Genomic DNA, 10,932 nt, shown 5'->3' with positions numbered 1-10,932 from the left:
TATTAGTCCCGACTCGGAGGCGAATCTGAACGAATCGTGCCCAGTCGGGACTAATTTTTTGTATTTTGCAATACGTACTTTACCGGAGGCTTACGAACTATTATGAAACAATACTAAACTGTTAACAGGGAAATGCATTTGCAGAATCATTCAATGCAAAAATTAAAGTGTTCAGAGCACAGTTTAGGGGAGTCGGAGATATACCATTCTTTATTTTTAGATTATGCAAACTAACAGTGTAGATTTAAAATAGCCACAGGGTTTTCGGACTGACCCGTAATATTTTGCTATATTTTGCGTAAGCTGGAAAAACAAAAGCTCCCGACTTCGTTTAGAAATCAGGAGTTTACATCGTTTTGCTTTTCTTCAAAGTGGTGCCACCAGCAACCGAAAATCGGTTTGTATAGCACTATTTCTCAATAAGTTATATCTTTATTACGATGTTAGTCCCTTGAATAAGGTTTTCACAGCTTTGCACCGTTCGACATCAGTTTGTATCTTGGGTACGATTTCTGAGTGCAAAGATAAGAGTTATTTTTAGATTTACATCGTTCTTATTAGCCTTATATTTTTATGTTTGCCAGTATGGTTGTTAAAACAAGTGGCACGATTTTACATTTCCATTTCATTAAAACTTTATGCCATGTTTTTCTATTGATGTCTATTCTTTTGTTGTTACTTTATTATAACAAGTTCTTTGCTTTTGCAGCAGATATTCTATCCACTTTTTCTTTATATCTAATCTTCCCTTGATATTGTTTCGGAGATAAAGATTGTGCGTCTTTCAACTCTTTCATAAAATAGATAGGTACACTTAACCTATTATTATAACAAATAACACCTGTAATTGATGGGCAATGACTTTGGTAAAATGTTTTTTGATGGCTAATAATAAAGCCATTTCTCGTTATAATATCAATTATTGTAGGTACTAAGAAATGAAAATCACAGCAAGATGAAAATGTTAAATCATCAACAAATGACGTGAATGTTATATTGTATTCCTTTGCTAATTGTGCTAATTCATTTCCCGTTTTTGTGAAAACTAAGTTTGCTATGTAAGTAGATGTAGGAGCACCTTGCGGAACATGCCCCTTGTAGGTCGTCAGTTTAGTTAGCAAACTTGCTACATCTGGAGAAAAATGATATGCTATAAACATATCATATACCATTTTATTAGTAATGCTTGGAAAGAAATTAGTTAAATCTGTTATAAATTTGAACTTCTTGCCCTGATGTTGTTTTGCATTAAGCACATTGTCTTTTCCTTTTGCTCCTCCAAAGATATATTTAGGAACAGACATCTTATTCAAAATGGATTTGTTTATCCTCTTTTGAATTTCTTTGAGCTTTAATGTACTTGGATTTATGATACGCCTTTTTTGTCTGCCATTTTTATCTATTTTAGGCCGCCCATCACTATGAAATTTGAGTATTTCATACTCTTGATAATACTTTGATATATTATCGTTATTTACAAGAGATAAAAGTTCATCTTTTGCAATCTTAAGAGTATGTGCTAAATGGTTAAGACTATGTATCATTTGTCTTTTAAGTTGTCTGAAAAGAATTGATTTACAAGAGATTTTATTGAAGGCATTAAAAGTTCATAGGCATCTCGTTTTCTTTCCTCTATATCATCCTTTTCTAAAGATAGAAAATACAAAATAGGTAATGGTAAGTGTAGCTTTTCTGCGATTCTTTTTAACAAGGAAATTGTCGGCTCTTTCACATTATTCTCTATTTGAGATAAATACGTTTGAGTTATCCCACACATTTCAGCAAAGGATTGTTGTTTTAATCCTTTACTCTTTCTTGCTTCTTTTATGACTTTTCCTATATCCATGTTTATGAAAATGAGAGGGGGACAGATTAGAATTGAACATCTTTAAAGATAATAAATAAGCGGCATAGCATTGCAATAATTTTTAGTACAACATCCCAATCTATTTGAGGTTGTTTCTTTTGCAATTTTAATTGCTTCATGCAATCTTGTAAAAGAGCAATCTCTTCATCTGTCAGTGAACAACGGTTTTTTGAAAGGATAGTACTTACTCCTTGAATAAGACTATCAATGTCTTTTTTAAAGAATTTCTTTTTCATAAAATCTTCTTTTTAGTTAATACTAAGGAAATATCTCCTGCCGTATTAAATAATCCTGTAATAACCATATTCGTTGCTCACTTGTTATCTCCTCGTATTCCTGCCGTAGAAAAATACAGCAATTATTGTTAGACTATATTCCTATAAAAGGAATTGGTATGATTATCTATAAAAGGTATAAAGCCTTATAATAGATAAAGTAATACTTATCCTATGGTAATGCATCATGAGCGTATGCGCTATGACGTTACGCCACAGAACGTATGTAGTCCCCAATCAAACCTTTCGGTTGTGTAACTTAATACACTTCAAGCATTGGTTATTCAGGTTGTTTCAGACATATTTCAAAGAACGATGGTACAAATATACTGTTTTATTTTAACTAATAGTTAATATAACTGCTAAAAATTTATACTTTAATGTTTCGTAACAAATTTATTATATTTGTATTTATTGGAGTTATCGAAATGGTCTTCTGTATCAACTACTTTTCTTTTAAAAACAGTTCATAACATTTTATCCATACCTACACCATTTTATAGAAATAGATTATGATTGAACTTTTTAAGTGGATTGTATAACTGATTAATAAAACATCGTTTTTCTATTCCGTTTTTTTATAAGAGAAGTCATACGTTCTTGAAAAATGATTACCACAATCTGTGTATCTTTGGTTTAGGGTTATGCTTCTTGGAATACAATACTCATAACTTTGCCCTTTCAGCACCCATTTGTGTTTTGAATGAAAGATAAAGCTTTATTTCTGCTTTATTTTTAGAAAATATCCTCCGTTTTTCGGTGCACCTCTAAACTCTATTAAGTCTTTATCTTGTAAAGTCTTGATATATCGCATTGTTGTTCTCAAACTCTTATTTAAATGTTTACTGATTTCAGACGCATTTGAGCCGGGAGTTGCCGCCAATAAATTGATAATGGCTTGTTCATTCTCATTTACTGTGTCATTTACTATGCCATTTACTATGTCATGGTTGGCAGAGTTAGCAGTTTGACGTTTAAACACTGCTGTAAACATCCCCTCCGTATGAAATTCCGGTTCGGGCAGATTTGCTTTTCTCATGGCTTCCTGCATACGAGGAATACCGGACGCAACTCTTTCTACCAAGTGCATACGGGTAAATAATCCGAATATTAGCGGATTACGTGTCATGCTTTTGTGTCCAAAGTCTTTAGCTACAACAGGTAAAAGTCCTCCGGGATTGGAAATCTCTACCCGGTCTTCAAACATTTCTATCATAATGCTTGCGCCTTGTTCGTAGTAATCACGGTGCGACAGGGCGTTTATAATAGCTTCTTTAAATACGGTCAGAGGGATTTCCCAAATTTCCTCTCTTGGTCCTGTTCCCTCTATTTTATAAGCTACTTGCAGTTTGCTTTTCAGCCAAGACATAGCCTGTAAATACTGTTGGTACAATGAACCTCCGAAAGTTTTGTCATCTATAATATAGACTTTATTCGTTCCCTTGAAAAGAACACATCTTGTAACAACGTGTGGAAACTTTCGTTCAGGTTGTTTTCCGAAGAACATCGCTGCACCGTTCTTTGCCGTTCCATTCTCGGTAAACAGTTCCAAGTTCTCAAATATTTGTTTGTCGGGTGTGGATGGACTAAATTTGGCTTCTGTTCGGAAATCCTTAATCATCTGTTCGTCTGCATCCGTGTAGATATTGAACCAATGGCAGGGTATATGGTCAAAAAAGATTTTATTACATTCCTGAAAGAAGCTGCGCATTTCTTCGGCTGTGCGAAGTTTCTGCGAGTTCGCTCCCTCACGCACATAGATAGAACCGGAAAATATATAAGGTTTGTCCTTGCCGGACGGAACATCAATCACCCAAATAGTTTTATCTCCAATATTTACCGAATACAATTCACAGTGGAGTGTAGGAGATATTTCACTGATAGAACCTTGAATGGCAGAACGCTTATCGTTTTCTAGGTTAGTATCTACCACTTGTCCGTTATCATCTACTCCAACAAGCAAATATCCTCCGTCTGCATTGGCGAAAGCACATATTTCCTCTGTCAGTTCACGAACCTTTGAAGGGACACGAACTTTAAATTCTACATTGTAGTCCTCTCCGCTATCAATGAGTGATTGTATATTTTCTGTATTCAGCATGAATCTCAAATAATTAGAGTACAAAGTTAGTCATTTGTTCTGTATAACCCCCATTAAGTTTTATTTTATTTGTCTTCAATCGTATCATTGGGTTATATTTATAATTTGCCTTTTACAAAATTAGCTATATTGGATAACGGAACAAATAAAAAACAAGCTATTTTGCCTTATCAATCAAGGTATTACAATTCATCATGGAAAAAGACTTTCAAATACCGACTCCGGAAGCGATAGAGTCTTTGATAGGAAAAGGGCTTTATCAAATATGGAATGCTCTCTGTCTTTTAATTGAGCATAAGTATGAAATGGAACGATTGTGGAACAATGGTGGGAGAAAATGGAAATATGAATATAAGTATCGAAGAGGTGGAAAAACTCTCTGTGCTTTATATGCTAAAGAAAATTCCTTTGGCTTTATGGTTATATTAGGTAAAGGAGAACGTGATAAATTTGAAATGCAACGAGAACTATTCTCAAAAGAAGTACAGACATTGTATGATGAAGCAACTGTTTATCATGACGGTAAGTGGATTATGTTTGAGTTGAGAAATACCGAGTTGTTTAGTGATATAGAACGCCTTTTAGAAATCAAAAGGCTACCAAACAGAAAATTATTATCTTAAAGAAGTATCTTCCTTTATTATCATACTTTTGAATTTAAAATGAGCAAAAGATATTGTCAAAGTTGCGGTATGCCACTTTGTTTTGATATGGAAGAATGGCTGGGAACTAATTTGGATGGTTCTAAGAGCGATACGTTCTGTTACTACTGTCTGAAAGACGGGAAATATACAGTAGACGTGTCGATGCACGAAATGATTGATATTTGGCTTAGATACATAAATAAATACAATATGTATGCCCATACAGTTTATTCTCCCGAAGAATTGAAACTGATATTGGAAAAAAGACTGCCGACACTCAATCGATGGAAACAAAAACAAGATACGAAGAATGTTCATAACCAAGCTATTCAAAGTACAGTTAATTATATCAGCAATCATCTGTTCGAAGATTTTGATATAATTACATTGTGCCAAAAGTGCGGAATGTCAGAATATCATTTTAGAAGGGTATTCAAATTTATTGTCGGTGAAAATATCGGAAATTACATACAACGACTTAGACTGGAATATGCTGCACACTTATTGACATCAACCGAATATACATTATCCCGTATAGCGGAATTGGTAGGTTATCAAAGCAAATACAGTATTGCAAAAGCATTCAAGAAGCATTTTGGAGTTTCAACATCTTTATTCAAAGAAAGATTCACACCTCGAAAACAAAATGAACATACATCGCTAACTCCTAGAATAATAATGATTAATAAAATGTTTGTTTCTTGTTTGGAAGTGGAGAAAGCATACGAAAATAAGTTTCAATATAAGATGGTATGGGATAAACTGTTGTATTATGCAAGGTTCAATAGGATAGACAAAAAACACACGAACTTTGTCAGTTTAAGTTTGGATAATCCGGCAATAACACCGGAAGATAAATGTCGTTTCTATTTAGGTATAATTATGAATGATATACCGGATGCCAAATTGAATACTATACAAATCCCTAATGGACAATATGCTATATTTAGGCATATAGGTAGTTATGATTTCTTATGTGATTTATATAGGATAATTTATGAAGAATGGTTTCCTGATAGCCAGTACTATCCCCAAAACTCATTTAGTTTTGAGGTGTATATAAATTCTCCATGTGATACAGATGTACCGGAATTGATAACTGACATATATATACCTGTCGTAAAGAAAAAAACATTCACTGATATAAAATAATATAGTATGGGAAAGATTTCAGAAATCGCACTGTTTCAACAATCTGAAACGTATGCATTAGTAGTGGAAACACGTACTACAGTAAAAAAAATTGCTATGACTATAGGCAGAAGCTTTATGGAAATAGAAACGTTGTTTAAAGAGCAAAATGCTGTAATGGCAGATGTTCCTTTTGTGGAATATCTTAATTTTGAATCCATGTCAGAAGATATTCACATGGTTATTGGATTTAAATCAGCTAAAGTCTTGTCTGGAAAGGGGAACATAAGAGCGATTACCATTCCGGGCAGAAAAATAGCATCTTGCTTACATAAGGGGAATTATACTGAATTAACTTCTTTGTATCGTGAAATGCAGGAATGGATTGCGGCTAAAGGTTATAAATCTTCAGGAGCATCGATAGAATATTATTATAGTAAGCCGGGGACTTCAGAAGAAGAACTGGTTACTAAGATTGAAATTCCAGTTTTGTAGGCATCTTATAAAAATCTATTGTTAAACATTCATCTAAAGCCGTTTATTAGGCGGCTTTAATATTCTGATATGAAAAATTTATTAGAACAGAGATTTTTCCGGCTATTGTCGGAATGCTCGCAGCGCAAAGTTTCTGCATCCGAGTTTACGGAAGCAATTGAGGAATTGGCTATGCATGTAGCCAATTTTGGTATCAACGAACAGGATTACAGCGTTTTGCTCCGCTATTTTTCTTTTGGTTTACATCGTCTTAAATCATACCGTGTACGGTTTGAGCAAGAAAAAAATGCCCTATCTGCACCTAATTGATGAAGCGATAGGACTTTTGAATACCGAAATCCGTCTTATCGAATGGCGCATCAAGTACCCGGAACAATTCAAACAACGGATTGACAAACAAACACTTTCCCCTCTCTATCTCGCTGACAAAACAGCCCTTGTTAACATCATGGAAATTGTTAGTGGTCTGTTCCTTTCCAGAAACATTATATATCAGAATGGTAAACCTGCTTATTTGGTGGACTTGGCGAAAGCCTTTGAATGGCTGTTCAATATCAGGATAGGCGACTGTTACTAAAAACATGAGGACGTGATAAAACGAAAGCCGGGCAAACTGACCGGATTTCTTAATGGACTGGCAGAACTTATCAAAAAGGAACATGACAAGAAAGGGTATAGATAATCAGTGACTTATGATTTATTTATAGGGGATTCCATTAGTTCCCCCGTAATTTCTTTGCGCCCGTTTTCTGAACTTTGCTTCATCAATAGATTGACAGACAATAATGTATAATCAGAAAAATGAAGCAATCATGTATATAGACAATGACGATTTCAGCGTATGGATGCAGAAGCTGTACGCCAAACTGGAAGAACTCTGCAAGGATGTACGGGTACTGCGCAATGCCGATAAGGTGCTGCCTGAAGATGACAACCTGCTGGATAATCAGGACTTGTGCCTGTTGTTCAAAGTGAGTATCAAGACCCTGCAACGTTACCGGGCTATCGGTGCGCTGCCATACTTCACAATCAGCGGAAAAGTATATTATAAGGCTTCCGATGTCCGGGAGTTCATCAAGGAGCGGTTCAGTGTTACCACCTTGCGCCAGTTCGAGAAAGAACACTGCACGAAGAAAAAGAAGTGAATTAAAAAGCCGGGGCGGTTCTGCTCCGGCTTTGCTTTGGTTTATGGCTTGCCCAACTTATTGGCCTCCTCCTTTAGCTGCTCGGCTTGCTTGTTTAACAGCCTTGCCCGTTCCAACGCTTCCGCCTGTTTCCTGCTACGGTATTCAAAGCCTTTCACCGAATCGGTCAGGCTTCGGATGAAAGCGTTATCCCGTTCCCGGCTGAATTTCGTTTCCAGTAAATCAAGGCTGCTACCGCCTGCTTTTCTTTTCATCAGGATATAGCGATATTTTATATCATTGTCCTGTAACCGCTGCATCCGTTCCGTAAAACAAACATTTATGATTAGCGAAGTGATACAGATAATAATCCCTGCTGAAAGAAGAAAGAAGTTGCGTTTCAGATAGGGAGTAACCCGGTATATCAATTTACCATGCCATGAAACGGGCGTTGTTTCCCCGGTCGGTGGTGTATCATCAGCCGGGAACAACACCTTTAACCGTTCCTTGAAATATCGGTGCGAGGTCACGATAAGCCCCTTTATATCTTCAAGGTCTTGTTTTTGGTTTTCGGATTGTCCTTTTCCGATACTGCCGATTTGACTTAGAATCTCCCGTACCGTGTTTTCAGTAATGCCGGATTTGCCCTGCATATCCGAAATGCGCTGTTCGATAACGTCCAGTCGGTTAATCGTTTCCTCCCGGCTGGCTGGCGTTACCTGCTTCTCCTGCCGTTCTTTCAGTTCCGTAACCATAGAGAGAAGCCCCTCCAAAATTAAATTTTCTTCCATGTTCCTATAATTTTAAGTGTCGTTTCTTTTTCCTCTTTTTTCTTTCACCGGGATTGTCGGGCGCATCAGTATCATCAGCCGGAGAGGATGAAACGGAGAACAGACCGCTCAAGCCTGCCAGCAGCGGACTATCGGCTTTGTCCGGTGTCTGCGCTGGCTCCTGAACAGGTGCGGAAATCGTCTGTCTATTGTTTCCGGTAGTGTTCAGCCCTGCATCCCCGAAACATTTATCCAGCTTGGAGAAACTGAAACTGCGGTCTATCTCCGAACCTTTGAACGTATATTCGCCTTTGGAAAAAGATATGCCCTGCACTTCACCAGTCTGTCCCCTGTACTTGAAATGAATCCCGATACCCTTTTCTGCCAACTTGGTTTGTAACTGCTGCCAGTTCCTTGATTTCCTGATTTCATCCTTTACGGTATTGTAAATCTCGTATTTGGATTTGTCCGGTTCTCTCAAACGGTGCTGCTTTACATGCTCCTTGCCTTTAGCGAAATAAAGCCCGTGTTTGGCTTTCAGCTTCTTGCATACCTGCTCGTTGCGGTACATGTCGTTCCTGTCCGAAATGGTCTTGCCGTTGTTGTCTATACGGTTGAACACGATATGCACGTGCGGATGTTCCCGGTCTTGGTGGCGCACGATGATGTACTGCGTATCGGTGATTTTCATTTCACGCATGTACTCCTGCGCAAGCTGTATCATTTTCCCGTCTGTCAGCTTGGGTGCGTCCACCGGGGAATAGCTTAGCGCAATATGTCCGACAGGCTTTTTCAGGTCAGGGTTCATCCCGGCTTGCAGTATGAAACTGCGTATGATGTCCCGGTTGCTTTCTGCTAACACTCCCTCCGCATGAAGCAAAGCAGCCTGTTCCTTGCCCAGCACGTAGTTTACACAGCCTTTAAATCCGCTTCCCTTTTTTATTTTTCCAATCATCCGACAACTGGTTTATGATTTCAACAATCCTGTTTTTGAGTTTCACTAGTTCCACCGCCACCAGTGCGAACCCTCCGGCATTTGCCCGGTGCGCCAGCTGGTTGATGTTGTTGGCTTCGCCCGCCAGCTTGCGGATAGTGTCCGCATCCTGCCTGTTCAGCCGGGGTATGACCTCTGCCGAAACAACCGCCTGCCGTACATACTCACTGACACGCAACCCGGCTTCCCCAGCTCGCTTCCTGATGGCGTAATACTGCAACTCGGTCAGTTTCGTGCTGACTACCCGTTGCTGCTTCTCTATCCGTTTCTTTGCCGGATGTCCCCCCGGCTTATCCTTTATATTCGTCATAGGTTTTTACATTTAAATGGTATCTTAAAAATTGCGACCAACGGGAGAAATTTTCTTTGCTGTCAGGCAAAGCAAGGTGTTTCGGTTTACCGAAACATAACCTTGCTCTCCCTAATTACACAGCCTGCCGTCTGTTCATGCCGCCAGTCTTGCAGGTCACATCCTTAGCCCTCTCTTTCTTTTTTCACCCGGATTTTGTCTGTTATCCTGCTCCGGCTTGGGCTTGTCGGTAACTGTCAAGTCTTGGGATTGTTTTACTTTAATACTACGCAAATAGTCGTTCAGGTCATTGTGACCGCTGTACAGGTGTGATGCGTCCCGTACACGCCATTTGTATTCCTACCTTATGGCTTCAACCGCTTTCCTCCCGGCTTCGTCATTGTCAAGCATACAATGTATATGCCCGTAATCAGCCAACGGATATAAGGCTTTATCCGTGTTGGCGGTGGAGTTCAGGATAACGTAGTCCTGCCAGTCGGTGCAGGGCATATCCGGGCTTTTCTGTTGCCGGATAGTGAGGAACGAGAGGAAATCCCAAAAGCCCTCGAACACGAAACAGGTATCTCTCGGCTCTCCCTGTTGTCTTATATGGGTGATGTCTTTCGATGTGCTGCCCTTGAAACGGGGATTGCGGAGTTCGTAACCTCCTGAATCATTTTTGAATGCCAGCGCAAAATAAGGCTTTCCACCGATGCGGTAATACATTTCCTGCACGTATGGGGATGCCGTTCCGGGAGAAATCCCCCTTTCCTGCAAATAGCGCATGAGTGCCGAATTCTGTAACGGCTGTATTCTGCGTATCTCTATCGGACTGGCTGCTTGCCTTTTCGTGTCCCTTTCGGGCAGGTCTTTCCCGTGAAAGGAAAAAGAGGCGGTGTCACCCTGTTCCAGTAGGCAGATAGCACCGTAGGCGTTGCACTGGTGCTGCTTCATCACAAGGTCGATGAGCGTCCCGCCCTCGCCAGTTCCGTAGTCACACCATAAGTTGGCGTTATAATCCACCTTGAAACTTGGCGTGTTGTCCTCCCGTAAGGGGCTGCGGTACATGCCGTAGCGTCCTTTTTCCGTGACAGGCTGGATTCCCAAAGAGCTCAGGTAATCCTTGATACTGATATTGTTGGCTTCCTTGTAGGTCATAATCTTTATTTTTTTGATGTTGATAAATTGCAGTAGTAAAGTAAGAGGTCAGTAAGAAGAAAAACGACCATGTTTCTGCACATA

General features: G+C 38.9%; 12 protein-coding genes and 3 pseudogenes. 7 read left to right on the top strand and 8 right to left on the bottom strand.

What is annotated here, in order from left to right:
• Positions 1-131: 131 nt before the first annotated feature.
• Positions 132-242: pseudogene (locus GGR07_RS13975) on the top strand (ISAon1 family transposase); the annotation flags it as partial.
• A gap of 441 nt (positions 243-683) precedes the next feature.
• Here the strand turns inward: GGR07_RS13975 and GGR07_RS12945 are convergent.
• The 4 genes from GGR07_RS12945 to GGR07_RS12930 all read right to left on the bottom strand — a co-directional run bounded on the left by GGR07_RS12945 (position 684) and on the right by GGR07_RS12930 (position 4,243).
• On the bottom strand, positions 684-1,544 hold the full coding sequence (locus GGR07_RS12945) for a reverse transcriptase family protein (protein ID WP_021645348.1): 861 nt from the start codon (positions 1,542-1,544) through the stop codon (positions 684-686).
• Entirely contained in the window at positions 1,541-1,846 is a 306-nt protein-coding gene (locus GGR07_RS12940; protein ID WP_021645349.1) for a helix-turn-helix domain-containing protein, read from the bottom strand. The genes GGR07_RS12945 and GGR07_RS12940 overlap by 4 nt, the downstream gene beginning before the upstream one ends.
• Before the next feature lie 26 nt (positions 1,847-1,872).
• Positions 1,873-2,103, bottom strand: a complete 231-nt coding sequence (locus GGR07_RS12935) for a hypothetical protein (RefSeq protein ID WP_021645350.1) — start codon at positions 2,101-2,103, stop codon at positions 1,873-1,875.
• 757 nt (positions 2,104-2,860) lie between these two features.
• Complete coding sequence (locus GGR07_RS12930; RefSeq protein WP_021645351.1) at positions 2,861-4,243, bottom strand: ATP-binding protein; 1,383 nt, start codon at positions 4,241-4,243, stop codon at positions 2,861-2,863.
• A gap of 194 nt (positions 4,244-4,437) precedes the next feature.
• On the opposite strand from GGR07_RS12930, the gene GGR07_RS12925 reads away from it, so the two are divergent.
• From GGR07_RS12925 to GGR07_RS12900, 6 genes and pseudogenes are all read left to right on the top strand, one after another.
• Positions 4,438-4,866 carry a DUF3788 domain-containing protein gene (locus GGR07_RS12925; protein ID WP_021645352.1) on the top strand — a complete coding sequence of 143 codons (429 nt, stop codon included), beginning with the start codon at positions 4,438-4,440 and terminating at the stop codon, positions 4,864-4,866.
• A 39-nt stretch (positions 4,867-4,905) separates the two neighbouring features.
• Positions 4,906-6,039 carry a GyrI-like domain-containing protein gene (locus tag GGR07_RS12920; protein ID WP_034543784.1) on the top strand — a complete coding sequence of 378 codons (1,134 nt, stop codon included), beginning with the start codon at positions 4,906-4,908 and terminating at the stop codon, positions 6,037-6,039.
• Positions 6,040-6,045: 6 nt separating this feature from the next.
• A complete protein-coding gene (locus GGR07_RS12915) occupies positions 6,046-6,513 on the top strand; it encodes a GyrI-like domain-containing protein (protein ID WP_021645354.1) in 468 nt (155 codons plus the stop codon).
• A gap of 69 nt (positions 6,514-6,582) precedes the next feature.
• Positions 6,583-6,822, top strand: coding sequence for a hypothetical protein (locus GGR07_RS12910; protein ID WP_021645355.1), 240 nt, complete (start codon positions 6,583-6,585; stop codon positions 6,820-6,822).
• A pseudogene (locus GGR07_RS12905) lies at positions 6,776-7,195 on the top strand (RteC domain-containing protein). Before GGR07_RS12910 ends, GGR07_RS12905 begins: the two are co-directional and overlap by 47 nt.
• Before the next feature lie 130 nt (positions 7,196-7,325).
• Positions 7,326-7,658, top strand: a complete 333-nt coding sequence (locus tag GGR07_RS12900; protein WP_008997282.1) for a helix-turn-helix domain-containing protein — start codon at positions 7,326-7,328, stop codon at positions 7,656-7,658.
• A 41-nt stretch (positions 7,659-7,699) separates the two neighbouring features.
• On the opposite strand, the gene GGR07_RS12895 is transcribed toward GGR07_RS12900, so the two are convergent.
• The 4 genes and pseudogenes from GGR07_RS12895 to GGR07_RS12880 form a co-directional block, all read right to left on the bottom strand.
• The gene (locus GGR07_RS12895; protein WP_021645357.1) at positions 7,700-8,428 is read right to left on the bottom strand and encodes a hypothetical protein; all 729 of its coding nucleotides are present in this window, start codon (positions 8,426-8,428) and stop codon (positions 7,700-7,702) included.
• A gap of 4 nt (positions 8,429-8,432) precedes the next feature.
• Positions 8,433-9,362 carry a relaxase/mobilization nuclease domain-containing protein gene (locus GGR07_RS12890; protein WP_021645358.1) on the bottom strand — a complete coding sequence of 310 codons (930 nt, stop codon included), beginning with the start codon at positions 9,360-9,362 and terminating at the stop codon, positions 8,433-8,435.
• The gene (locus tag GGR07_RS12885; RefSeq protein WP_021645359.1) at positions 9,328-9,711 is read right to left on the bottom strand and encodes a MobC family plasmid mobilization relaxosome protein; all 384 of its coding nucleotides are present in this window, start codon (positions 9,709-9,711) and stop codon (positions 9,328-9,330) included. The genes GGR07_RS12890 and GGR07_RS12885 overlap by 35 nt, the downstream gene beginning before the upstream one ends.
• Positions 9,712-9,867: 156 nt before the next feature.
• Positions 9,868-10,848 (bottom strand): annotated as a pseudogene (locus GGR07_RS12880) (toprim domain-containing protein).
• Between the last annotated feature and the right edge of the window lie 84 nt (positions 10,849-10,932).

Origin of the sequence: Bacteroides pyogenes, from assembly GCF_014196225.1 — a bacterium.
Taxonomy (GTDB): Bacteria; Bacteroidota; Bacteroidia; order Bacteroidales; family Bacteroidaceae; genus Bacteroides; species Bacteroides pyogenes_A.
This window is presented reverse-complemented; position numbering and strand designations above follow the sequence as displayed.

Bases quoted from the DNA above. Each gene is read 5' to 3' on its own strand.
- GGR07_RS12890 (WP_021645358.1), bottom strand. From the start codon at position 9,362: ATGATTGGAAAAATAAAAAAGGGAAGCGGATTTAAAGGCTGTGTAAAC.
- GGR07_RS12910 (WP_021645355.1), top strand. From the start codon at position 6,583: ATGAAAAATTTATTAGAACAGAGATTTTTCCGGCTATTGTCGGAATGC.
- GGR07_RS12885 (WP_021645359.1), bottom strand. From the start codon at position 9,711: ATGACGAATATAAAGGATAAGCCGGGGGGACATCCGGCAAAGAAACGG.
- GGR07_RS12915 (WP_021645354.1), top strand. From the start codon at position 6,046: ATGGGAAAGATTTCAGAAATCGCACTGTTTCAACAATCTGAAACGTAT.
- GGR07_RS12935 (WP_021645350.1), bottom strand. From the start codon at position 2,103: ATGAAAAAGAAATTCTTTAAAAAAGACATTGATAGTCTTATTCAAGGA.
- GGR07_RS12895 (WP_021645357.1), bottom strand. From the start codon at position 8,428: ATGGAAGAAAATTTAATTTTGGAGGGGCTTCTCTCTATGGTTACGGAA.
- GGR07_RS12900 (WP_008997282.1), top strand. From the start codon at position 7,326: ATGTATATAGACAATGACGATTTCAGCGTATGGATGCAGAAGCTGTAC.
- GGR07_RS12930 (WP_021645351.1), bottom strand. From the start codon at position 4,243: ATGCTGAATACAGAAAATATACAATCACTCATTGATAGCGGAGAGGAC.
- GGR07_RS12920 (WP_034543784.1), top strand. From the start codon at position 4,906: ATGAGCAAAAGATATTGTCAAAGTTGCGGTATGCCACTTTGTTTTGAT.
- GGR07_RS12945 (WP_021645348.1), bottom strand. From the start codon at position 1,544: ATGATACATAGTCTTAACCATTTAGCACATACTCTTAAGATTGCAAAA.
- GGR07_RS12940 (WP_021645349.1), bottom strand. From the start codon at position 1,846: ATGGATATAGGAAAAGTCATAAAAGAAGCAAGAAAGAGTAAAGGATTA.
- GGR07_RS12925 (WP_021645352.1), top strand. From the start codon at position 4,438: ATGGAAAAAGACTTTCAAATACCGACTCCGGAAGCGATAGAGTCTTTG.